This window comes from Embleya sp. NPDC059237 (genome assembly GCF_042754105.1).
In the GTDB taxonomy this organism is placed as follows: Bacteria; Actinomycetota; Actinomycetes; order Streptomycetales; family Streptomycetaceae; genus Embleya.
Map to the genome: position 1 here is coordinate 223,778 of NZ_JBHZAE010000009.1, position 23,872 is coordinate 247,649.

Annotated in this window: 16 protein-coding genes; 8 read left to right on the forward strand and 8 right to left on the reverse strand. The window is 72.7% G+C overall.

The features are described from left to right. Positions 1-42: 42 nt before the first annotated feature. Together ACFXKZ_RS27650 and ACFXKZ_RS27655 are read right to left on the reverse strand one after the other, a co-directional pair. Entirely contained in the window at positions 43-1,827 is a 1,785-nt protein-coding gene (locus ACFXKZ_RS27650; protein ID WP_380003722.1) for a histidinol-phosphatase, read from the reverse strand. A gap of 86 nt (positions 1,828-1,913) precedes the next feature. Next, entirely contained in the window at positions 1,914-2,603 is a 690-nt protein-coding gene (locus ACFXKZ_RS27655; protein WP_380003723.1) for a DUF2306 domain-containing protein, read from the reverse strand. Between the two features lie 156 nt (positions 2,604-2,759). Between ACFXKZ_RS27655 and ACFXKZ_RS27660 the strand changes: the two genes are divergently transcribed. Both ACFXKZ_RS27660 and ACFXKZ_RS27665 read left to right on the forward strand, forming a co-directional pair. After that, positions 2,760-3,806 (forward strand): sensor histidine kinase, encoded by a 1,047-nt coding sequence (locus ACFXKZ_RS27660; protein ID WP_380003724.1) that lies wholly within the window; start codon positions 2,760-2,762, stop codon positions 3,804-3,806. Continuing rightward, on the forward strand, positions 3,803-4,465 hold the full coding sequence (locus tag ACFXKZ_RS27665; protein ID WP_380003725.1) for a response regulator: 663 nt from the start codon (positions 3,803-3,805) through the stop codon (positions 4,463-4,465). The genes ACFXKZ_RS27660 and ACFXKZ_RS27665 overlap by 4 nt, the downstream gene beginning before the upstream one ends. Positions 4,466-6,260: 1,795 nt before the next feature. Here the strand turns inward: ACFXKZ_RS27665 and fusA are convergent. Both fusA and ACFXKZ_RS27675 read right to left on the reverse strand, forming a co-directional pair. Continuing rightward, entirely contained in the window at positions 6,261-8,387 is a 2,127-nt protein-coding gene (gene fusA / locus ACFXKZ_RS27670; protein ID WP_380003726.1) for an elongation factor G, read from the reverse strand. 809 nt (positions 8,388-9,196) lie between these two features. Next, complete coding sequence (locus ACFXKZ_RS27675; protein ID WP_380003727.1) at positions 9,197-10,657, reverse strand: MFS transporter; 1,461 nt, start codon at positions 10,655-10,657, stop codon at positions 9,197-9,199. A gap of 87 nt (positions 10,658-10,744) precedes the next feature. On the opposite strand from ACFXKZ_RS27675, the gene ACFXKZ_RS27680 reads away from it, so the two are divergent. Together ACFXKZ_RS27680 and ACFXKZ_RS27685 are read left to right on the forward strand one after the other, a co-directional pair. Next, positions 10,745-11,686 carry a winged helix-turn-helix transcriptional regulator gene (locus ACFXKZ_RS27680; protein ID WP_380003728.1) on the forward strand — a complete coding sequence of 314 codons (942 nt, stop codon included), beginning with the start codon at positions 10,745-10,747 and terminating at the stop codon, positions 11,684-11,686. Positions 11,687-11,925: 239 nt separating this feature from the next. After that, positions 11,926-13,386, forward strand: coding sequence for an alpha/beta hydrolase (locus tag ACFXKZ_RS27685; RefSeq protein ID WP_380003729.1), 1,461 nt, complete (start codon positions 11,926-11,928; stop codon positions 13,384-13,386). A gap of 33 nt (positions 13,387-13,419) precedes the next feature. Here ACFXKZ_RS27685 and ACFXKZ_RS27690 read toward each other — a convergent pair whose 3' ends face one another. The 3 genes from ACFXKZ_RS27690 to ACFXKZ_RS27700 all read right to left on the reverse strand — a co-directional run bounded on the left by ACFXKZ_RS27690 (position 13,420) and on the right by ACFXKZ_RS27700 (position 19,324). Continuing rightward, complete coding sequence (locus ACFXKZ_RS27690) at positions 13,420-14,223, reverse strand: IclR family transcriptional regulator (protein ID WP_380003730.1); 804 nt, start codon at positions 14,221-14,223, stop codon at positions 13,420-13,422. Positions 14,224-14,357: 134 nt separating this feature from the next. Further along, positions 14,358-16,514: a SpoIIE family protein phosphatase gene (locus tag ACFXKZ_RS27695; RefSeq protein ID WP_380003731.1), complete on the reverse strand. Its 2,157-nt coding sequence runs from the start codon at positions 16,512-16,514 to the stop codon at positions 14,358-14,360. Positions 16,515-16,558: 44 nt separating this feature from the next. Next, entirely contained in the window at positions 16,559-19,324 is a 2,766-nt protein-coding gene (locus ACFXKZ_RS27700) for a SpoIIE family protein phosphatase (protein WP_380003732.1), read from the reverse strand. Between the two features lie 874 nt (positions 19,325-20,198). Here ACFXKZ_RS27700 and ACFXKZ_RS27705 point away from each other — a divergent pair. After that, the gene (locus tag ACFXKZ_RS27705) at positions 20,199-20,825 is read left to right on the forward strand and encodes a hypothetical protein (RefSeq protein ID WP_380003889.1); all 627 of its coding nucleotides are present in this window, start codon (positions 20,199-20,201) and stop codon (positions 20,823-20,825) included. Next, positions 20,812-21,489 (forward strand): class F sortase, encoded by a 678-nt coding sequence (locus tag ACFXKZ_RS27710; RefSeq protein WP_380003733.1) that lies wholly within the window; start codon positions 20,812-20,814, stop codon positions 21,487-21,489. The genes ACFXKZ_RS27705 and ACFXKZ_RS27710 overlap by 14 nt, the downstream gene beginning before the upstream one ends. A gap of 93 nt (positions 21,490-21,582) precedes the next feature. Here the strand turns inward: ACFXKZ_RS27710 and ACFXKZ_RS27715 are convergent, their stop codons facing one another. Then, the gene (locus ACFXKZ_RS27715; RefSeq protein WP_380003734.1) at positions 21,583-22,530 is read right to left on the reverse strand and encodes an NAD-dependent epimerase/dehydratase family protein; all 948 of its coding nucleotides are present in this window, start codon (positions 22,528-22,530) and stop codon (positions 21,583-21,585) included. 105 nt (positions 22,531-22,635) lie between these two features. Here ACFXKZ_RS27715 and ACFXKZ_RS27720 point away from each other — a divergent pair, with 105 nt between their 5' ends. Next, on the forward strand, positions 22,636-23,280 hold the full coding sequence (locus ACFXKZ_RS27720; protein ID WP_380003735.1) for a TetR/AcrR family transcriptional regulator: 645 nt from the start codon (positions 22,636-22,638) through the stop codon (positions 23,278-23,280). Between the two features lie 73 nt (positions 23,281-23,353). Further along, on the forward strand, positions 23,354-23,818 hold the full coding sequence (locus ACFXKZ_RS27725; RefSeq protein ID WP_380003736.1) for a hypothetical protein: 465 nt from the start codon (positions 23,354-23,356) through the stop codon (positions 23,816-23,818). Positions 23,819-23,872 lie beyond the last annotated feature (54 nt).

Here is a 23,872-nt window from a genome sequence, read left to right on the forward strand (position 1 = left end):
GTCGACGTCCGGGCAAGGGACGTCGACCCCGCCGACCCCGGGTCAGTCCCCCCAGTGCGAGCTCTTGACGTCGACGAAGATCGGGTTGCTGTAGAACCAGATGTCGCGCCACGGGTCGCCGTCGTTGTTCGGGTGCTGGATCGGGCCCGCCGGGTCGACGCCCGCGCCGAACGGGCCGACGCCGTGCCGGTTGCCGTCGCTGCCCCGGAGCCGGACGTAGTACGGCTTGTTCCGGCGCGGCAGTTGCACCTTCAGGGTGTAGGTGCCGGTACGGCCGGCCACGTCGATGCGCTTGGTCACCCGGGCGTCGGGGGCCTGCCAGGAGTCGGCGTCGCGGGACTTGCCGGTGACCGTGCCGGTGATCACGTCGACGTGCGCCAGGGTCGGCACCACGCCGTGGTAGTTGGGCCGGCTCGCGGTGGTGACCCGGATGTAGAGCGTGGCGCCCCGGTTGGCCGCCAGCGGCAACCGGCCGCCCAGGGTGACCGGTTCGCTGTGGCCGTTGTCCGCGACCATCCACACGTCGAGGCCGTCGAGCAGCTGGCCGTGGTCGACCCACACGCGCCCGGCGCGCAGGCCGTTCATCACGTCGCGGTAGCCGAACCGCTCCACGCCCACGTGGGTGCGGCTGAACTGCCCCGGCCAGAAGTCGCTGCCGGGCTGCGGGACACCGGTGTCCTTGGGCAGCGGCTTGGAGCCGAGGTCGTCGAAGCCCTTGCCGGGCGGGTAGTCGCCGTCGGCGTAGGTGTCGAACATGGTGCGGTGGTTGTCCGAGTTCGAGGTGACCGACCACAGCCGGCCCTCGGACAGCAGCGCGTCCCACATGCCGCCGACCGTCGCGGTCATCCAGTCGAAGCCACCGAACGTGCGGTAGCTCTCGATCGGGTAGCGAGGCCAGCTCTGCGGCGACGGCGCGTTCTGGTATTCGCCGCGCTGGAAGGTGCCAGGACCCGTCTGGCCCTCGCGATACTTCACCCACGCCGGGTCGGCGTTGGCCTGCGAGCCGGGCGCGCCCTCGAAGCCGAGGAAGATCGACGGGTCGGCGTCGTGCCAGGCGCGCAGCTCGTGCGGGGAGACGATGCCGAGCCGGCTGGGGTGGTTGGCCAGCACCAGGACGTCCTCGACGAAGCCCTCGCGGCGGCGCTGTCCGAGCCAGCGGATCGCCTCCACCGCCTTGGCCTCGTTGGCGGGGGTCTTGGGGTCGCCCACCGCGCCCACGTCGAACTTGTTCAGCTTGGCGTCGAAGGTCAGCTCGAACTGCCGCAGCAGCTCCACCTCGTTGCGGCCCGGCGCGACCATGATGGTGGCGTGCTCGGCGGCGGGGACGTACCACTCCAGACCCTGGAAGATCAGCACCCGCGGGTTTTCCTGACGGGCCTTGAGGATCTCCGTGTGCTCGCGCTCCGCGCCGCCGGCGTTGGCGTGGCCGAAGTTGGCGTGCTCGGTGTAGACGATCCAGTCCAGGCCGAACTGCCGCCCCTGCGCCGCCGACTGGGCGAAGCCGTACTTGGCGTCGTGGCTGTAGACGGTGTGCACGTGGTGGTCGCCCACGAGGTAGACGTACTTGCTCGGCGGGCCGTCCTGGCCCGGGCGCGAACTCGCCTGGATCGCGTCGTCGGACTCGGCCGCCGCCGCCACGCCCGCGCCGGTCATCCCGAGTGCCGAGGCACCCAGGAATCCGGCCCCGAACAGCCCGGCTCGACCGATCAGCCCTCGGCGCGACACCCCCTGTGCGTCGAGTCGGTCCTCGGCCACCTCCGGGTCGGCCCACTCGGGCAGCTGCGGTAGGGGCCGATCGGCCGGAAGCGAGTGGTCCTCGGTCGCCATGTGGGTTCCTTGCGCTCGGGGGAGGGGCGAATACCGGCCAGACGCTATGAGGCAAAGGTGGCGCGCGGGCGACGCGCAGACCTTGATCACATGACGGGCGGGATGATCTTTCGGGGCGCGCGGGAGTGGAGGAGCCATTCGACCACGATCAGGTTGGGCACCCAGCACAGAAAGGGAACGAACGTGTACGCACGGTCGAAGTCGCCCGTCAGCGGCACCAGCAGGATCAGCCACAGGCGCAGCGTCACCGCCGCGTAGGTGAACGCGAAGGCCCGGTGCATCCAGCGGCGATGCCGGGCCGGGTCGCCGCGCCGGATCGCCCGCAACCCGAAGCCGGCACAGCCCACCCACAACACCGCGAGCATGCCGAAGCCGGCGGTGCCCACCGCGCCCGCGTGGTTCATCGGCGCGAGCACCAGGCCGGCGACCCCGCCCACGGCGATGCACAGCAGGACCAGCCGGCCGCAGGCCCGGTGCAGGCGGGGCGCGCGCAGCCGTATTCGGCTCGCGAGCTGGACGGGGGACAGCAGCAGGGCGAGGCCGGCGGCCACGATGTGCGTGTAGAAGAAGGCCTGCTGCCACTTCGGCCGGTACGCGTAGTTGCCCGCTATGTCGGCGTCGTCGCGGGCGAGGGCGACCAGGGACTCGGTCAGGTAGGGGAGCGGGGCGAACACGGCGATCGCCAGAGCGCTCAGCGCGAGCCACCAGACGCCCACGGTGCGACGTCGGGTGGGGTCGGGTCGGCGCGCGGTGGTGGTCGGGGTGGTCGTGGTCATGTCGGGGCGTCCTTTCGCGGCATGTCACCACGCTAGGAAGCGGAGGGGTTCGCGCTCGCCCCCCCGGAGCGGGGAATCCCCTCCCTCGTGCGAGGGAGATCGTTCTCCGCCGCGCGGGGGTGGACCGGGGTGGGGCGGGCCGGTGCAGGATGGGGCATGCGCACTTCCGACGTTTGGCTCACGCCGGCGTTCGTGGCGGGCGCGGTCGCGGTGACCGTGCTCGCCCCCGCCGACCCGCCCTACCGGGGGCTGGACGTGGTCGGTCTGAGCCTCGCGGTCGGGTCCACGCTGTGTCTGTTCCCGCGCCGGGTCGCGCCGGTGGGCGTGGTGGTCGCCACGTCGTTGCTCGTGGTGGTCAACGCGGCGGCCGGCTATTCCACCACGGTCACCCAGTGGCCGGTGTGGATCTCGCTGTTCACCTTGTTCTCGCTGCGCGGGACCACCGCCCGGGTGACGGGCGTGGCCGTGATGCTCGCCGCGGTGGGCGGCTACTTCGTGGTCGACCGGGCGCCGATCGGGCCCACCGACGTGTTCAACGTGACGGTGTGCTTCCTGGTTGCGATGGTCGCGGGCGACGCCGCGCGCAGCCGGCGAGCCGCGGCGGTCGCCGAGCACGCCCGGGTCCGGGCCGAGGAGCGCACCGAGCTGGCCCGCGAACTGCACGACTCGATCGGGCACGCGGTCAACGTGATGGTGATGCAGGCCGGGGTCGGGCGCCGGGTGTTCGCCGACGACCCGACCTTCGCCCGGGAGGCGCTGGGCAACATCGAGAGCGTCGGGCGCGACGCGCTGGGGGAGCTGGATCGGCTGGTCCGAGTGATGCACGCCGATCGGCCGACCACCGACCTGTCCGCGCTGGTCGATCGGGTCCGGGCCGCGGGCCGCGAACTGCGGCTGACCACGGAGGAGATACAGGTGGGCGCCACGGTCGCGCAGGCGCTGCACCGGATCGTCCAGGAGGCGCTGACCAACGCCCTCCGACACACCGACAGCGGCCGGATCGACGTCGAACTGGCCCAGGTCGACGACACCGTGGTGCTCGAAGTGGTCAACGAGGGCAGCCAGTTGCGGGTGGGCCGGCCCGGGCGCGGGCTGGTCAACATGCGCGAGCGGGCCCGGTCGGTCGGCGGCGAGGTGGAGGCCGGCCCGGTGCCGGCGGGCTTTCGGGTACGGGCGACGCTGCCGGCGCAGGTGCGTTCGTGATCCGGGTGCTGCTGGCCGACGACGACGCGCTGGTCCGGAGCGGATTGAAGGCGCTGCTGCGGGCAGAGCCCGGGATCACCGTGGTGGGGGAGGCAGCCGACGGCGCCGAGGCGGTGCGGGCCGCGCTGGAACATCGGCCCGACGTGGTGGTGATGGACATCCGGATGCCCGTTCGCGACGGCGTCTCCGCCACCCGGGACCTGATGGCTGTGCCGGATCGGCCGCGCGTCCTTGTGCTCACCACGTTCGACCTGGACGAGGTGGTCGACGACGCGATCGCGGCCGGCGCCGACGGCTTCCTGCTCAAGCGGGCCACGCCGGAGGAGCTGATCGCCGGCATCCACGCGGTCGCGGCCGGCGACGCGGTGGTCTCACCGGCGGTCGCCCGCCGCCTCTTCGCCTCGCACGCCGCGCGAATCGGCCCCGACCACATGCGCGCGCGCCGCCTCACCGACCGCGAGGCCGACGTACTGCGCGCGATGGCCCGCGGCCAGTCCAACACCGAAATCGCCCGCACACTGCACCTATCGGTGGAAACGGTGAAAACCCACGTCAAGCACATCCTGGCCAAACTGGATGTCCGCGACCGCACCCAAGCCGTCGTCTGGTCCTACCGCACAGGCTTCGCCTACCGCAGCGACCCACCGACCGGGAGTTGAACGACGGGGGCGGTGGGGAGTGGGTGGGTGTGCGCGGCTGGGTGATTCGGGGTCGGCCGGGGTCGCGGGGTGGGCCGGCGCCGCCGGCGGCGCCGGCGTGCGGGGCTCCGAGGCTCGAAGCTCCCGACGGGGCGGGTGCGTTGCTCACCGAAAACCGGCCGGCAGCGGCGGGCGGGGAGGGTGCTCGGGTTGGGTTCGCCGGCCGGCCCTCCCGAGTGGGTCGGGTGTTCCCGGCGGGCGTTGCGTCTTTGGCTGCGGGGTGGCCGGTGCGGGGCTGGTCAGGGTCGGTGGTGGGCCGCCGCCGGCGTGCGTGGCCCCGAGACCCGAAGTTCCCGACGGGGCGGGCGTTTTGCTCGGCGAAAACCGGCCTGCAGCGGCGGGCGGGGTGGGTGCTTGGGTCGGGTTCGCCGGGCGTGCGTTTTTGAGTGGGCGGGGTGCTTCCGGCGTGCGTTGCGTCTTGGGTTGCGGGTGGCTGGTGCGGGGCTGGTCGGGGTCGGCGGTGGGCCGCCGCCGGCGTGCGGGGCTCCGAGACTCGGGGCTTTCGACGAGACGCGCGTGTTGGTCGGCGGAAAAGCGACCAGCAGCGGCGGGCAGGGTGGGCGCTCGGGTCGGGTCCGCCGGGCGTGCGTTCCCGAGTGAGGCGGGCATTTTCGGCGGGCGTTGCGCCTTCGGGCGGTGCGGGGCTGGTCAGAGTCGGTGGTGGGCCGCCGCCGGCGTGCGGGGCTCCAAGACCCGAAGCTTCCGGCGAGACGGGCGTGTTGCTCGGCGAAAACCGGCCGGCAGCGGGGGCGGGGCGGGTGCTCGGGTCGAGTGCTCCGACGGACCTTCCTGAGTGGGTCGGGCGTTCGCGGCGCGCGTTGCACCTTGGGTTGCGGGGTGGCTGGTGCGGGGCTGGTCGGGGTCGGTGGTGGGCCGCCGCCGGCGTGCGGGGCTCCAAGACTCGGGATTTCGGCGAGGCGGGTGCATTGCTTACCGAAAACCGGCCGGCAGCGGCGGAGTGGGTGAGGGATCAGGTTGAGTCTGCCGGGGGCCTGGGTTGGGGTGTTTCGGGAGCGTTTGGGGGGCGGTTGGGGTTCGGAACCGGATCTCGGTGGGTGGTTGTGGGCTTTGAGCTTCGGTGACCTGCGGTTTTGTGGGGTGGGGGTGGAAAGTCGGGTGGCGGGTGCCGGTTTCGTGTGCTCCGGCCTTCTCGATGCCGGTGTGGAGACCGAAACCGCACAGTCGTAGTCGGCTTCAGGCACTGCGATCTCACAGAGGCTGTCGAGGAGACCGAAAGTGCCCAGTGGGAGCCGAAACCCGATCCCGAGGCACTCGAAACGGCCTCCGCTCGCGCTGACCTGCGGTTTTCCTTCGAAGTGAGGCTTCGGTGCCGCACGCAATCCGGGTTCGTGAACCTTCGTTACCCACATGCCACCGCTCGCCGGAAACACCCGCCCCACTCGGGAAGGTCGGTCGGAGTACTCGACCCGAGCGCCCTCCCCGCCCCCGTTGCCGGCCGGTTTTCGCCGAGTAACGCGCTCGGCTCGTCGGGCGCCTCAGGTCTCTGAACCACGCGCGCCGGCGGCGGCTCATCGTCGACTCGGACCGGCCCCGCACCAGCCGCCCGCGACGACGAACACAGCGCACGCCGGACGCATCCCAATCCCCCCGGGAGCGTCCCCCGTGCCGGCGGTGTCCCACCCCCGGCCAGTGCCCCGCCCGCCACCCGGGGCGGGGTCCCGGTGGCGGGCGGGGGTGGGGGCGGGGGCCGTCCTCCTTCGTTATCGGCCTTCGGTTGGCGGCTTTGGGCTGTGGGTTATGCCGCGGTTGTTCCCATGGGGATTTCGGGGGTCAGGTGGGGTGGGACCCTTGTGTAGGAGTGGAACTCCATTGTGTAGCTTGCTCGGCCGGAGGTTCGGCTGCGTAGGTCGCCTACGTAGCCGAACATTTCGGCGAGTGGGACCAGTGCGGTGATCACCTTTGCGCCGGAGCGGTCGGTCAGGGCCTCGACCTGGCCGCGTCTGGCGTTGAGGTTGCCGATGACGTCGCCCAAGTGGTCCTCGGGTGTGGTCACCTCCACCGCCATCACCGGTTCGAGCAGGGTTGGGCGAGCCAGGCGGGCGGCCTCCTTGAAGGCCAGTGAGCCCGCGATGCGGAAGGCCGTTTCGGATGAGTCGATTTCGTGGAACGCGCCGTCGAGCAGGGTTACCCGCAGGCCGGTGAGCGGGTAGCCCGCGAGGACCCCGAGTTCCATCGCCGCTCGGCAGCCCGCGTCCACCGAGGGGATGAACTCCTTCGGGACGCGGCCGCCGACGACCTTGTCGACGAACTCGTAGCCGTCTCCCTCCAGTGGTTCGATGGCGATGCGGACCTTGGCGAACTGGCCCTTGCCGCCGTTTTGTTTGCGGTACGTGTAATCGTGTCCGGACACCGGCGCGCTCACCGTTTCGCGGTAGGCGACTCGCGGTCGGCCCACCGAGGCGGCCACGTCGAACTCCAGCCGCATACGGTCGACCAGCACCTCCAGGTGCAGTTCGCCCATGCCGGAGACGATGGTCTGCCCGCTCTCCCGGTCGGTCTTGACCCGGAAGGACGGGTCCTCCTCGGCCAGTCGTTGGATCGCGACGCCCAGCCGCTCCTGGTCGGCCCGGGACGCGGGTTCGATGGCCACCTCGATCACCGGGACCGGGAAGTCCATCGACTCCAGCACCACCGGGTGTGCCGGATCGCACAGGGTTTCGCCGGTGGTGGTCCGGCGCAGCCCCATCACCGCGACGATGTCGCCCGCGCCCACGGCGGCGATCTCCTCTCGTTTGTCGGCGTGCATGCGGTAGATCTTGCCCACACGTTCGGTGCGGCCCTTGATCGAGTTCTGTACCTGGTCGCCGGCGGTCAGGCTGCCGGAGTACAGCCGCAGGAACGTCAGCCTGCCCAGATGCGGATCACTCGCGATCTTGAACGCCAGTGCCGCGAGGGGCTGTTCGGGCGACGGCGCGCGTACGACGGCCGTCTCCGGCGCGCCGACCGCGTGGCCCTGGATCGCCCCCACGTCCAGGGGCGACGGCAGGTAGCGCGCCACGGCGTCGAGCAGTGGCTGAACACCCTTGTTCCGGAAGGCGGTTCCGCACAGGACGGGCGTGACGGTGGGACCGTCGCCGCGACCGGAGGCGATGGTGATCCGCCGGATCGCGGCGTGCAGTTGTGCCTCGCTGGGTTCGATGCCCGCCAGGTACGCCTCCATCATCGCGTCGTCGTGCTCGGCGACCGTCTCGAGGAGCCGTTCGCGCCATCGGCGGGCGTCCGCGAGGTACGCGGTCGGGATGTCGACGTCGTCGTACGCCTCGCCGAGTCCGGTGTCCGCGGACCAGACCAGGGCGCGCATCCGGACCAGGTCGACCACCCCGCGAAAGTCCGCCTCGGCGCCGATCGGCACCTGTACGACCATGGCCACCGCGCCCAGTCGTTCGCCGATCATCTCGACGCAGCGATGGAACTCGGCACCGGTGCGGTCGAGTTTGTTGACGAAGCAGATTCGGGGTACGCGGTAGCGGTCGGCCTGGCGCCACACCGTCTCGGACTGCGGCTCGACGCCCGCGACGCCGTCGAACACGGTGACCGCGCCGTCGAGGACGCGCAGGCAACGTTCGACCTCGATGGTGAAGTCGACGTGTCCCGGCGTGTCGATGAGGTTGATCCGGTGTGCGACGCCGTCGAGCGTCCAGTCGCAGGAGATCGCGGCGGAGGTGATGGTGATGCCGCGATCGCGCTCCTGGGGCATCCAGTCGGTGGTCGCCGCGCCGTCGTGCACCTCGCCGATCTTGTACGAGACGCCCGTGTAGAACAGGATCCGCTCGGTGGTGGTGGTCTTGCCGGCGTCGATGTGGGCCATGATCCCGATGTTGCGGACGGTGGCGAGGTCGAGGTGGCGTGCGGTTCTGGTCATGACGGCCTGAAGCCCTCTCTCATGTCTTATACGAAGGGGTGGGACGGGTGGTGCCGAATCCGGGCAGCACACGGCGATCCGTCGACTCGGTACGGGAGTTCGCACACCACGTACGGGGCAGCGGAGAGCACCGGTGGGCACACCGGGGATGGATGGCGAACGGCCGCCGGGGCTGGTCGAGTTGCGACCGGGCACACTCCATCGACCCATGGGCGCACCGCGCGCAGGGTTCGACGACACCGGGCAGGCCGAGGGAGGGCGGCCTGACGGTACGCCGAACCGCTGCGGCGCGAGGGCGCGGCATCGGCGGATCGGTGGGGGATCGGCGTGCGACGGGCGGAGCCGAAACGGATCGGACTCGGCGCGCGGCGGCGGCCTTTGGGTCGGCTCGGGGCGGCGGCGATACGGCCGCGCGTCGGCGGGTGGGTCGACGGTCGCCGACCCACCTACCACCTACGGCCGGGACCGTTTCCGGTCACGACACAACGACGCAACGACACGACGACGCAACTACCTACACCGGCGCAACAGCGCGAAAGTGCAGCCGTGCGATGACGCGACAACGCAACAACTCGTCAATGCGTCGACACGACCACGCGCTACGGCGCAGAACGCGGCTCAGCCGCGAGGCGACCCGGAGCGATCGGGCCAACGGCCCTTCCACGGCTCCCGGTTCGACGTCGGATGGGCGCTCCGCGGTCGGGTGCCGAACGCGTGGCGTCGCGCACCGATTCGCTTGAACGTGACATCCATGCGCCCACCGTAGATCACGAACTCGCTCGCGGTCACCCGGATTTTTGCCGCCCGGTTCAGACCAGGTCGCGCATCCGCCGGATCGGACTCGCGCCCAACACCACCGGAGTCAGCAGCGCGACACCGAACATCGTGCCCAGCGCGCCCCGGTTGCCCAGCCACGTGGCGGCCAGCCCGGCGGTCAGCGCCCCGAACGGGATCGCGCCCCAGGACACGAAGCGGACGGTGGCCATCACCCGAGGCAGCAACTCCGGCGGCGTCACGGTCTGCCGGTGGGTGCGGGTGACGATGCTCATCATCACGACGGCGGCGCCGAACGCGGCATTGGCCGCGGCGAAGGCGAGCAGCCCGAGCCCGTGGCCGGCGAACGGTATGCAGCCGACTGCGACGGGCGTCAGCAGCGCGGCCCCGATCAGCGTCCGGGCGCTGCCGAAGCGGGCGACCAGGCGCGTGGTCAGCGCGGCGCCGATCAGGCTGCCGACGCCCTCGGTCGCGATCAGTACGCCCACCAGCGCGGTCGGCGCGTGCAACGTGCGCACGAGCAGGGCCGGGACGAGCGCCATCAACGCCCCGCAGACGAAGTTCACGGCCGTCACCGCCGCGACGCACGGCCGGATCGCCGGATGCCGGCGCACGTAGCGCAGGCCCTCGGCCATCCGCGCCCGCAACGAGGGGCCGCCGTCCGAGGGCGCCTGCCGGGCCGGGCGGGGCAGCGTGCGCAGCAGCACCGCGGAGAGCAGGTAGCTGACCGCGTCCACCAGCAAACCGCTCGCCGCGCCGCACAGTTGCACCAGTACGCCGGCCAGCGACGGGCCGCCGAGCTGGGTGGCGGCGACCGAGCCGGAAGTGAGGCTGTTGCGGGACGTCAATTCCTCTTTGCTCACGATCGACGGCAGCAGCGTCGAGTTGCCCACATCGAACACCACGCTCGCCAGGCCGACCACGAACGCGACCAGCACCAACTGCCACAGGATCAGTACGTCCAGCGCCCAGGCGATCGGGACGGAGGCGATCGCGACCGCGCGCACCACGTCCATCGCGACCTGGGTCCCGCGCAGCGGGAGGCGCTGCACGATCACCCCGGCGGGCAGCCCGATCAGGATCCAGGCGGTGTACTGCGCGGCGGTGATCAAACTGACCTGGAGACTCGTCGCGTGCAGGCCGCGAAGCGCGATCAGCGGCAGGGCGACAGCGGTGACCGCGTCCCCGGCATGACTGATCGTCAGCGCGGCCCAGTAGCGCCAGAACGCACCACCCCCACCGACCGGCCCGCTCCCGCGACCCGACCCGCCCGGCGCCACACCGCTCACCGCGCCCGCTCCGCCGCCCGACCCGCCCGCAGCCGCACCGATCGCCGCACCCGCGCCGATCGCCGCACCCGCCACCGCGTCCACACCCGCCCCCGCGGCAACCACCGAGCCCGCCGCCCGGCCCCCCGTCGCCCCCACCGCGCCCGGCGCCGGCCCCGCCCCTGCTCCTGCCTCCGCCAACCCCGTCGCATCCACTTCGCCCGACATCCGCACCCCCTGCCCCGCAGCCACCAAGTGAGTAACCAATGGAAACTCACTATAGTGAGCGCATCGACGCAGGCAAGACGAGGTGACATGCGATATACCGATCTGGCGGACGCCGACTGCGCCATCACCCAGGCGCTCGGCGTCGTCGGCGACTGGTGGACCCTGCTGCTCGTGCGCGATGTGGCGGCGGGCGTACACCAGTTCGGCGCGCTCCACGAACAGGTCGGGATCAGCCGCAAGGTGCTGGCCCAGCGGCTCAAGGCCCTGGTCGAGCACGGCGTGTTGGAGAAGCGGCTCTATCACCCGCACCCGCCGCGCTACGAGTACCACCTCACCGACGCCGGGCGCGGCCTGCTCCCGGTCCTGGTCGCCCTGCAGAACTGGGGCACGCGGTTCGTCCTCGGCGACGGCACGCTGACCGCCACCGGCGAGGCCGACTCGGCCGAGGCCCGCCAGGCGCACGCCCTGGTCGGCACCAAACTGCCCGCGCTCACCCTGCGCCCCGCCGCCGCGTCCGAGGCCACCGCCACCGCCACCGCCACGGCCCCCGCTCCCGCCGAGCGCGTCGACCCGATCGCCGACACCCCGTGGACGGTCCTGTACTGCTTCCCCGGCGCCTACGCCCCCGGCGTCCAGGGGCATCCCCCCGGCTGGGACCAAATCCCCGGCGCCCCCGGCTGCACCCTGGAATCCGCCACCTACCGCGACCGCCTCACCGAATTCGCCGCCCGCGGCGCCACCGTGCTCGGCGTCAGCACCCAACGCCCCGACCAATTGGCCGCGTTCGCCGCGCACGCGAACATCCCGTTCCCGCTCCTGTCCGATGCCGACCTCGAACTGGCCGCCGCACTACGCCTGCCCACCTTCCGGGCCGCGGGCGTCGACCGCCTCAAGCGGCTCACCCTGCTCCTCGACGACACCCGCACCGTGCGCGGCGTCCTGTACCCGCTCCCCGACCCGGCCGGCTCGGTCGCCGACGCGCTGGCCCTGATCGACGCCCGAACCCGCCCCGCCTCCACCGCCGGGTAGGAGACACCGGCTCCACCCCGGGGGGGACCCGCAACCACCGCCGACACCTGCGGCCTAGTGCCCACGCAGGACGTACAAGCCGAACGATCCCCCTAGTCTCGCGGCATGCGACCACGATCCTCGCGAGCGTCCGCATGAGGGCGAACTCGCCACGCAGGCCACGATTTCGGTACCCACCGCGCGGGCGTGCACGCGGCTCGACGGCGCTCGCGACGGTCCTCGTCGGCGCAAGCGTTGCCGTGCTCGCCGCCGCCGCGCCCTCCGCCCGCCCCGCCGACCCCGCCCGCCCCGCACAGGCCGACCTCGCCACCGCCGGCACTCCCGGCCCGATCGCCTGGCAACCGTGCGCCCAGGACCCCACCGCCGACTGCGGCACGCTCACCCTGCCCGTCGACTGGACCAAACCGCGCGGCGCGACCTTCGAGATGGCCGTGGCCCGACGCAAGGCGACCGACCCCACCCGCCGCATCGGCTCTCTCGTGCTCAACTACGGCGGCCCCGGCTCGCTCGGCGTGGACGACGTGGTCGGCACCTACAAGAACTTCTTCTCGGCGGAGATCGACGCCCGGTTCGACCGGGTCGGCTTCGATCCGCGGGGATGGGGCCGCAGCGCCGCGCTCGACTGCCCGCAGGCCGGCCCCCGGCCCACCGCCGACCCCACCACCCCGGCCGGATTCGCCGCGTTCGCCGCCGACAACCGCCGGCTTGCGGACGGTTGCCGGGTCGGCACCGGCCCGCTGTACGAACACCTCGACACGCTCGCCGTGGTCCGCGACATCGACGCGCTGCGGGCCGCGCTCGGCGACGCGCGGCTGAGCTTTTGGGGCGTGTCCTACGGCACGCTGATGGCACAGCAGTACGCCGAACTCTTCCCGCACCGCTTCCGCGCCCTGGTGGCCGACAGCAACATGGACCACTCGATCGACGGCGCCGAATTCCTGGAATCCGAGGCCGTCGACGCCGAGGACTCCTTCACCGAATTCGTGAAGTGGTGCGCGGGCAGCACCGATTGCGCACTGCACGGCCGCGACGTCGAGGCCCTGTTCGAACGGCTCTACGCCCGCGCGCAGGCCGGCACCCTGTACGTGCCCGGCGACCCGGCGCACGGCCTCGGGCCGGACAACCTGCTGTCGGGCGTGCAGTTCCTGATGTCGTACCTGAAACACGATCCCGCCGAGACGCTCACCGTCGCCCGGAACCGGGTCGCCGACCTGCTCGCGGGCATGGACGCCGCCCCGCCGCTGCCCGCGCCGCCCCCGCCGTACGTCCCCGACCTCGACGACCGCACCTCGCAGGCCGTGCTCTGCTCCGACTGGAGCCTGGACATCCCCGACCCGGGCGCGCTCGCCGCCGTGGACCGGCGGTCGAAGGTGCTCGCGCCGCACATGCGCCGCAACATCCAGGCCTGGAACGCGATGACGTACTGCCTGGGCCGACCCACTCCCGTGACCAACCCGCCGCACCCCTACCGCGTGGCCGGCAACGCACCGATCCTGCTGGTCAACAATCGGCACGACCCGCAGACGCCGCTGTCCTGGGCCGTACACGCGGCGCGGCGGATCCGCGGCGCGACCCTGGTCACCGCGGCCGGCTGGGGCCACATGAGCTACGACAAGAACCGCTGCGCGGCGGCACTCACCGACCACTACCTGATCGACCCGCGCGCACCCGTGCCGACCACCCACTGCGCACCCGACTGAGCGGGCGCGGCACACCGAGGCGGCCCGCCCCCGCTACAACCCCATCCGGCTCACCCGCGCCGACAGTTCCGCCGCCGAGGCGCGGACCGCCGTCACATAGTGCGGCACCTGCTCGTCGGGGATGCGGTGGGACAGCGCGGCGATGCTGACCGCCGCGACGATCGCGCCGTCCTCGCGATGTACGGGCGCGCCGATGCCGAGCAGGTCCGGGTCGAACTCGCCGCGGGCCACCGCGTAGCCCCGGGCCCGGATCCCGGCCAGGCGCACCCGCAGTTCGTCCGGGTGGGTGATGGTCGCGTCGGTGAAGCGCGGCAGCGGGCGGGCCAGTACCCGTTCGATGTCGGCGTCGGGCGCCCACGCCAGCAGGGTCAGCGCGGCGGCGCCGGCGTTGACCGGGAACACCTGGCCACGCTCATAGGACAGGCGCAACGTGTGCAGCGCCTCCTCGCGCTCCAGACACACCACCGAATCGCCGGCGCGCCGGGTCAGCAGCACCGGCTGGCCGACCGCCAGCGCCAGTTCGCGCATCACCGGGCGGGCCAGCTCGGACAGCCCGACCCCCTTGCGCGCCAGCCGGGCCAGGTCGAGCACCCGCGGCCCGAGCCGAAAGCCGACACCGCCGTCGTTCTCCTCCAGGAACCCGTTGGCGGTCAGGCTCTGCAGATAGCGGTACGCGGTGGACCGGGCCACCCCCAGATGCCCCGCGACCTGCGACGCGGTCAGCGCGAGCCGGTCGTCGCGGAACAGCAGCAGGATGTCGAGGGCGCGGTCGGCCGTGGAGTTGCGCCCACGATGGCCCGACCCGTGGTCGGCGTCCCGGGGGGTGGTTCCTGGCATCCGGGAACGCTATCAGGGGCCGCCGACACGGGCCGGGGACGGCCGCCGGCACCCGATCCGGGCCGGGGACGGCCGCCGCCACCCGATCCGGGCCGCGCGGCGAGGGTCGAGAACGACCGCCCGCAGCCGCGCGCTCACTCCGGCCCGGACAACAGCAGTTCCGCCCAGATCGTCTTGCCGTCGGTGGTGTAGCGGGTGCCCCACCGCTGGGTGAACTGGGCGACCAGGAACAACCCGCGCCCGCCCTCGTCGGTGGTCCGCGCGTGCCGCAACCGGGGCGTGGTGCTGGTCGCGTCGGACACCTCGCAGATCAGCGTGGCGTCGCGGATCAGCCGCAGCCGGATCGGCCCGGAGGCGTAGCGGATGGCGTTGGTGACCAGTTCGCTGACCACCAATTCGGTGGTGAAGGCGATCTCGTCCAGCCCCCATTCGGCGAGCTGCCGGCCCGCCAGGGTGCGGGCCTCGGCGACGAAGGCGGGGTCGGCCGGGAGGTCCCAGGACACCACCTTCGAGGAGTCCAGCTTGCGGGTACGCGCGATCAGCAGCGCCACGTCGTCCTGCGGCGGGTTCTGCGGCAGGATGCCGAGCACCGACCGGCACAACTCGTCCAGCGGCCGGTCGGGGTCGGCCAGCGAGGCGCGCAGCCGGTCCATCCCGGACTCGACGTCACGATCGCGCCCCTCGACCAGGCCGTCGGTGTAGAGCACGAGCAGGCTGCCCTCGGGCAGTTCCAGTTCGGCCGCCTCGAACGGCAGTCCGCCCAGCCCGAGCGGCGGCCCGGTGGGCAGGTCCGGGAACTCCACCGTGCCGTCGGGGTGGACCAGCGCGGGCGGCGGATGCCCGGCACGGGCCATCGTGCACAGCCGGCTCACCGGGTCGTAGACCGCGTACAGGCAGCTCGCGCCCAGAGCGGTGGTGTCCACGCCGCCCTCGCCGGTGCCCTCCTCGTCGACGAACCGGATGACCAGGTCGTCCAGGTGGGCGAGCAGTTCGTCGGGGGACATGTCCAGGTCGGCCAGGGTGTGGACGGACGCGCGCAGCCGGCCCATGGTCGCCGCCGCGTGCATGCCGTGCCCGGCCACGTCGCCGACCACGAGCGCGACGCGCGCGCCGGACAGCGGGATCACGTCGAACCAGTCGCCGCCGACCCCGGCCCGGTCGTCTGCGGGCAGGTAGCGGCTGGCCACCTCGACCGCGGTCTGCCGCGGCAGACCGTGCGGGAGCAGGCTGCGCTGCAGGGCCAGCGCGGCGGCGTGTTCGTGGGTGAAGCGACGCGCGTTGTCGATGCACACCGCGGCGCGGGAGACGAACTCCTCGGCCAGGATCAGGTCGTCGCTCTCGAACGGGTCGGGGGTGTCGCGGCGGAAGAAGTGCGTCACGCCGAGGATCGTGCCGCGGGCCCGGATCGGTACGACCATCATCGAGTGCAGGCCCACCCGGCGGGTGCGGTCCGTGGAGACGCGGTCCTCCGCGAGCCACGGCAGCAGGTCCGGGTCCAGGAGCGGTTCGAGTACGGCCTTGCCGTCGACCAGGCAGCGGGCGCCGGGGGAGTTGCGGGCCACGGGGGCACGTTCGCCGATCCGGGCGATCGACTCGACGAGGTCGTCGTCCGGGCTGCCGTGCCGGCCCTCGCGCACCGAGCGCTGGCCGACCCGGATCAGGTCGGGGTTGGCCCGGCGGACCGGGCCGGGCTCGGGCTCGACGCCGCGGAGCACCGGTTCGAGCAGGTCCACCGCGACGAAGTCGGCCAGGTCGGGGACGGCGACGTCGGCCAGCTCCCGGGCGGTGCGCGCCACGTCCAGGGTGGTGCCGATCCGGGCGCCGATGTCGCTCAGCAGGGCCAGCCGTTGCCGGGCCCGCCATCGGTCGGTGACGTCGATGACCAGGTAGCAGACCCCGGCCGCGCGACCTTCGCCGTCCTCCAGGCGGAAGAACGAGGTCGAGTAGGCGTGCACGTGCTCCGGATCGCCGGCGGTGCGGCCCTGGTACTCGTGGTCGATCAGCGGCACCCCGGTCGCCAGGACCTCGCGCATCCGCGCCTCGATGTGCTCCGCCGGCAGCCCGGGCAACACTTCGCTGAGCCGCCGGCCCAGGCGTTTGTCACGCGGGATGCCGCCCCGCTCCTCGAGCTGGTCGTTGATCCACACGCAGCGCAGGTCACGATCGACCACCGCCATGCCGATGGGGGCCCGGTTGAGCAGATGGTCGAGGAGTGCCCGGTCCGCGCCCCAGGGGACGGCGGACGAGGCGTCGCCCGCGTCGTCGGCGCCGGCGGTGTGCGGTGTGCCCATCAAGCCCTCCTGTCCTCCTCATTCCATGGTCGCGCGTTTGCCGCTCAGCGCAGATCGGCGACGGGTCCCGTGCCGGCGGCGGGGCCGTCGTGCGGGAGGGGGCCCGTGGTCGTGGCGGGCCCCGCGTTCGCGACGGGTTCCGTGCCCGTGGCGGGTCCCGCGTTTGCGATGGGTGCCGCGTTTGGGGCGGGCCCCGCGTTCGGGAGGGATCCTGCGTTCGCGGCGGGTCCGGCGTTCGGGGCGGAGCCCATGCCCGGGATCGGTCGCAGCCGGCGGGTCAGCAGTACGGCCACGTCGTCGGCCCGCTCGGTCAGCCGGCCCGCGTCGCGCACCATGCGGTCGACCACGTCGGAGAGGGCGGTGTCGGCGGCGTGTGAGAGGGAGGCGCGCATGCGGTCGATGCCCCGGTCCAGGTCCACGCCCACCTCCTCGACGAGGCCGTCGGTGTACAGCGCCAGGACCGAACCGGGCTCCAGGGCCATTCGGGTCACCGGGTATTCGGCGGCCCGGTCCACCCCGAGCAGCGGGCCGCCGGGCAGTTCGACCACCCGGGTACGGCCGTCCGCACCGCGCAGCAGCGGCGGCGGATGCCCTGCCCGGACCGCCTCGGCCCGACCGCTCTCCGGGTCCAGTTCGATGTAGCAGCAGCTGGCGAACAGGCCGGGATCCAGATCGGCGAGCAGCCGATTGGTACAGCTCACCACCTCGTCGGGCCGCTGCCCCCCGGTGGCGAACGCCCGTACCGCGCTCCGCAGTTGGCCCATCGTGCCGGCCGCGGCCACGCTGTGCCCCTCGACGTCGCCGATCACCAGGCCGACCGCGCGGCCGGTGTCGATTACGTCGTACCAGTCGCCGCCGATCTCCATGCCCTGGGTGCCGGGCAGGTAGCGGGCCACCACCTCCAGGTTCGGCAGCGTCGGCAGCCGGTGCGGGAGCAGTGCGTGTTGCAGGCCCCGGGCGAGGGCGAATTCCGCGTCGTAGAGCCGGGCCCGCTCCAGGGCTTGGGCGATCAGGCCGCTCAGCGCGGTGAGCACCGAGCGCTCCTCGGGGGTGAACGTGTGCCGCCGGTCGAAGCCGAGGATGCAGCTGCCGACCGCCCGGTCGGAGGCGATCAGCGGCAGGAAGGCCCACGCGGACATCTCGTCCAGCGGGATCCCGGGATACGCCGCGGTCAGCTCCTCCGCCGACTCGATGAAGATCGGTACGCCCCGGGTCAGCGCCTCCACGCCGGGCAGCGCCGCGTCCAGCGGGACGCCCTCGAAGCGGTCCAGGAAGCCCTCGGGGTAGCCGCTTTCCAGGGCCAGGAAGAAACGTTTGTCGCGGACCACGTAGATGGCCAGCTCCCGGCCGCCGAACGCGGGCAGGATCTGGTCGGCGACCACCTCGCACACCTCGCCGACGGACACGGCCTCGGTGAGCGCGCCGGCCATCTGGAGCACGTGGTAGATCGCGCCGAGCCTGGGCGGGGCGGCCTCGGTCTCCGGCGCTCCGGTCGGGCGGGCGGCCTCGGCTTCGTCCACCGCCTCGCTCGCGCCGGGCGGCGGGGCGACCGGGACCACCTTGCCGGTCAGGCCGTACGGGTCGGGGTAGAGCGAGAACGACAGCCAGCGGTCGCGCGGGGTGCGGGCCAGGAACGAGCCGGGTTGCTGGGAGAGCATGGCGGCCCGGTAGCGGTCCTCGTACGCCGGGTCGGCGAGCCACGGCAGCGCGTCCCAGGGGGCGCGGCCGAGTACGTCCTCCAGGCGCACCCCGAGCAGGTCGGCCAGGTTGCGGCTGGCGTAGGTGACCCGGCCCTCGCCGTCGAGCGAGAAGACGCCGTCGCGCAGCCGCTCCACGGCCTCCGCGGCGGCGGCCCCGGTGCCGAGGTCCAGGACGGCGCCGACCAGGTGCCGGGCCCGGCCGCCGGTCTCGTCCTCGGGGATGCGCCCCCACACCTCCAGCGGCCGGGGCGTGCCGTCGGGGCCGGCCACCTGGAGGCGCCAGGCCAGTACCCGACCGGTCTCCACAGCCCGATGCGCGGCTTCGCGGAACTCGCGCCCGCCGCCGGAGACCACCCGGGCGGCCAGCGTGGCCGCACGGCGGTCGAAGTCGGCCGGGGCGATGCCGAACAACTCGCACAGTTCCTCGTCGGCGTCGAAGTCGCCGGTCGTCACGTTCCAGTCGAACAGGCCCACCCGGATCAGCGGGAAGGTGTCGGTGGGCAGCAGGGTCACCGTTGGCGGACCGTCGTAGGCGATGTCGGTGCCGGGTCCGCTGCGGGCGCTCAGGGCGTTGCCGAGGCGTTTGGCCGCCGCGCGCAGTCGGCGTCTTCGGGCGGCGGGCAGTCCGCGTCCGGGGGAGGCGGGCCACATCAGCGTGACCACGCCGAACGTCTCGCCGCCGTTGCCGTTGCCGTTGCCGTTGCCGTTGCCGCGGCCGCGGATCGGGGCTGAGGCGGACGCGTAGGCGTACGGCATGCCGAGCGCCAGCTGCGGGAAGCGCCGCATGGTGTCGCCGTCGTCGGCCAGGAACACGATGCGGCCGGTGCGGTACGCCTCCGGCGCGGGCAGCGCGCCCGTGACCGGGACCCGGCTCCACGGGCCGAGCAGGGACACGGCCAGGCCCGCGACCTTGGCGAGAACCAGCGAGCGGCGGTCGGGCGAGCGCAGATAGACCACCCCGGCGTACGCCCCGGTGGCCCGCACCGCCGCGTCCAGGCAATTGGAGCAGTCGGCCAGGATCCCGTCGACGTGGTCGTCACGATCGGCGCCGCTCCGAATCACGGGCAGGGAGAGTGGCCCGGTATCGGCCCCGGGACCGCTTCCGCTCATCGGCGCCTCCCTCGTCCCACGAATCCCGACAACACCCGACCTCGAGCTCGTCCGGTCCGGTGCAGCGACCGGTCCGCCGGTTGCGCGCACCTAGTCTCGGAGTACGCCTGCCCGGAATCAATGTCAAACGGGCAAATGCACCCGAAGCAAACAAACCTCCAACTCCCCAAGCAACCCGCCCCCGCTCCCGCCCACTCCCACCCAGGCCACACCCACCCCCACCGACCCCTTCCCCCGCCCGGCCTGCCCGGGCTATCCGGCGTACCCGGCCCGCCCGGCCCGCCGGGTCCGGCTCGGCCCTGCCCGGCGGTTGCCTGGTCCCATTCGGCCCCGCCCGGTCGTCCCTCGGCCCCGTGCGGCTTCCCGCTCGGCTCCTGCCCGGCCGCCGCCCGGTTCGGATCGGTCTCGCCCAGCCCCGTCCGGCATTCGCCCACCCCCCACTCGGTCCCCCCGCCCGGCCTCCGTCCAGCCCGGCCCTGCCTCGCCCCGGTCCGGCCGCGCTTGGCGCCGTTCGGTCTTTGCCCGGCCCCGTTCGGTCCCGTGCGGCTTCCCGCTCGGCTCCTGCCCGGGCGCCCCCGGTTCGGCTCGGCCTCATCCAGCCCCGTCCGGTATTCGCCCACCCCTCACTCGGCCCGCCCCCGGCCCGGCCGCGCTTGGCGCCGTTCGGGCCTCGTCCGGTCCCGTTGGGCTCCGGGTGGGTTGGTTTGGGGAGGGGGGTTGGTGGCTGTGGGGGTGTTGGGTTGTTCGGGTGAAAACGGGGCTGGGTGGGGCGTGTCGATGTGGGGGGAGTGGGTGCGGGCGGCACGGTCGGAATGTCCCATTTTCAGGTGATGCGACCAATGTCGTTCGCCCTCATCGTGGAGCGCCCATCGTGATGCCATCCCTACGCAGTTCGACCACCCGTCTCCGGCGGCCGACCGTCGCGGCGATCGCGCTGGGCGCCGCCGTGTTCGCCGGCGCCGGCCCGGCGTACGCGTTGCCTCTGGCGCCGGGGGACAACGGTGACGTCAAGGTGCACATGAGCACCACCTCGCCGACCGACCAGCGGGACGAGCCCAAGGTCTGCCTGTTCAATCTGGCGGCGTTCAACTTCGACACCGTGCAGCAGGTCACCTACACGATCGCCGCGCAGCCGCCCAAGGCCGACGGCCCCGTCCTCGGGGGTTCGATCACCCTCACCGACGGCACCGGGCACACCGGGACCCTCACCCTGCCCAACGGGCAGTACAAGCTCGTGTGGACCTTCGCGGGCGAGAACGGAACGGGCAAGCAGAAGGTCTTCAAGGTCGACTGTCCCCCGGGGACGACCGGTGGCGTCACCACGACCGGCAGCACTGGCGGACGTCCGGCCGGCAGCGTCAACGCCGGTGGCGGCGGCGGTGCCTCGACGTTCGACGCGGGCGAGGTGACCGTCGGCGCGGTGGTGGCCGGTGCCGCCCTCGCCGGCTTCGGGATCCACCTCGTCCGTCGTCGCCGGGCCACGGGCGATGGCACGTCCTGACACACGGTCGGCGCACCGTGCCCGTCGCTCCGGCCCGCTGGCGGCCGGAGCGACCGCGCTGGCGCTGATCGCCGGACTGTGGTTGGTCCACCACGGTTCGGGGGACGGCGGCGTCGATCGGCCGCCGGCTCCCGTCGCGGACGTGGCCGCCGTCCCGTACGCTCGGGTGCCCGCCGACGGGCCGCGCCGGGTGGACGCCGCACCGCTGCCGGAGTCGGTGCCGGTCAGGATGCGGATCCCGGCGATCGGCGTGAACGCGCCGATGGGCACGCTCGGCACCGGTCCGGACCGCCGACTGGTCACCCCGCCGGTGGGCAACAGGAACCTGGTCGGCTGGTATCGCGACGGAGTCGCGCCGGGGGCTCGCGGCAACGCGGTCACGGTCGGTCACGCGGACACCCGCTCCGGCCCGGCCGTGTTCTTCAAGCTCGGCCTGCTGCGCGTCGGCGACCGGATCGAGGTCCAGCGCCGGGACCGCAAGACGGCGGTGTTCAGCATCGACGCGGTCCGGTCCTTCCCGAAGGACGCCTTCCCGGACGACGTCGTCTACGGCGCCACCGACGCCGCCGAACTACGCGTGATCACCTGCGGCGGCCACTACGACAAACGCACCGGCTACGCCGCGAACGTCGTTGTTTTTGCCCATTTGACCGCCACTCGATAGCCCCCGAGTAGCCCCCGACAGCCCCGATGGCCCCACGCCGACCCGCTCTCATGCCCCCGTGAGGCGGGATCGGGACGGGGGCGGGTCGTGGGCTCAGGTGGTGGCCTTGCGGAACCAGGACAGGGTTTCGGCGATCGCCGTTGCGTGAGGGGTCGGGGGGAGGGGGCCGAAGGTGTCGGTGAAGCCTGTGGAGTCGACGACGAAGGGGCGGTCGCGTTGGTACCAGGTTTCGCCCAGGGCGCGCACCGTCGGGTTCACCAGGCCGAGTAGGCGCTGGGCGGTGTGGCTCACCGCCGCGGACTTGCCGGGGCGGCCCAGTTCCGCGAACAGCAGGTCGAGGAACTGTTTGCCCGTCAGCGGTTCGGCCGTGGGTACGTGCCAGGCCCGGCCGTCGGCCCGGGCGTCCTCGCCGAGCACCGCCAGCCCCTTGGCGAAGTCGGGCAGGTAACTGAGCGAGTGCGGCTGGTCCGGTGAGCCCACCCACCGCACCACCTTGCCCCGCACCGCGGCGCCGAACACCGTGTCGCCCACGGTGCTGTTCACCCCGCGCGGCCCGAAGTAGTCGGAGGCCCGCCCGATCGCCACCCGCAGTTCGCCGGCCTCGTGCGCGGCCAGCAACGACCGTGCCATCGTGGCCCGCACCCGCCCCTTGGGGTTCTCCGCGGCGTAGGGCAGGTCCTCCGTCATCGCGCCGCTCACCGGCCCGTACATGTAGAGGTTGTCGGCGAACACCAGCTTGGCCCCGGCCGCCGCCGCGCCCCGGCGGATCGCGTCGGTCAGCGGCGGGAACTCGCTCACCCAGGCCGTATAGGCCGGCGCCGCGCAGTGGTACACCACCGCGGCCCCGGCACACGCGGCGGTCGCGCCGTCGGGCGTGGTGACATCGCCGCGCACCACCTCGACGCCCTCGGGCACGGTGAGCCCGCCGCTGCGGTTGACGGCCCGGATCCGCCGGCCGCGAGCGTGCAGTTCGTCGACGAGTGTGGCGCCGACGGCGCCGCCGGCGCCGAGGACCACGTGCAGTTCGGACGCGGTGGACATGTGGGCTCCCCGAGAGTGGCCTCGACGCGGCGGCGGACGACCCGTCACGGCGAGGGTGACTTTGATTACAGCGTTATGTAACAGCGTTGCGTTACAGTTGTCAACATGGGACGGCCACGTACGCGCGATTGGGACGAACTGCGTCGCGCATTGATCGACGCCGCCGGTCGACTGCTCGCCACCGAGGGTCCACAGGCGCTCAGCACCCGGCGGGTCGCCCACGAGGTGGGCACCTCGACGACCGCCGTCTACAACCTCTTCGAGGACAAGGCGGGCCTGCTGCGCGCGATGTTCCTGGACGGCTTCGCGGCGCTGGAGGAGCGGTTCGCCCGGGTGCCGGTGGACGGCGACCCCGAGGCCGACCTGCTGGCCCTGGGCCACGCCTACCGCGCCGCGGCCCGGGCCAATCCGCACCGCTACGACCTGATGTTCGGCCGACCGATCGCCGAGTTTCGCCCCGACGAGACGGACTTGGCCCGGATCGGCGGCACCCACGACACGCTGCTGCGCGCGGTCGCCCGTTGTGTGGACGCCGGCCGGTTCGGGCCCGCCGACCCGGCGGACATCGCCGCCCACATGAGCGCCCTCGTCCACGGGTTGGCCAGTCTGGAACTGCGCGGCGCGCTGGGCGACGAGGAGTGCGCCGACCGCCGCTGGCGCCTGGCTCTGGAGGCCGCGTGTCGCGGCCATCACCCCGAGCCGGCCGGGGAGGAGGGTCCACCGAACGTCCACCGAACCGACGCCGAATAATCCGGTCGCCGTTGTCGGTGGGCTTGCCTACGCTCGTCCCATTACCACGCGACCTCACCTCGGGGGAACCCTCATGAGCATGCCGAATTACACCCAGGACCCGCTGGTGCGCCTCGACCGCCACCGAATCGAGTTCACCACCTACCCCGGCGACCACCACGCACTCGGTTTCGTCGCCACACGCGCCAGGTGCTCGTGCGGTACCTGGGAGTCCAACCGCCCCTGGGCGCGCGCCGATCACCTGCGGGCATTCGGTCGGCACATGGGCGACGTCCAGGTCATCGCGCACACCGTGCCCAGAGAGTACGAGCGCCTGGCCGTGGTGCCGTTGCGCTGCGTCGACGCCGAGCACGCCGCCGCCGTGGTCCGCGAGTGGCCGGAGCCACAGGACGCCGAGCACGGCCTGTTCCGACGCGAGGAAACCATCTACATCGCCTATGGGGACAGCGAGTTCCCCTGCTCGGTCGCGGTCTGGGCACACCTGCGCGGACACGTGAGCGACGTCTACGCCGGACGCATGTTGCGCGATGTGGCCTGACCCGGCTCCGCGTCCGGCCTCCCACCCGGTTTCCGCGACCGGTGGATAGGCTGC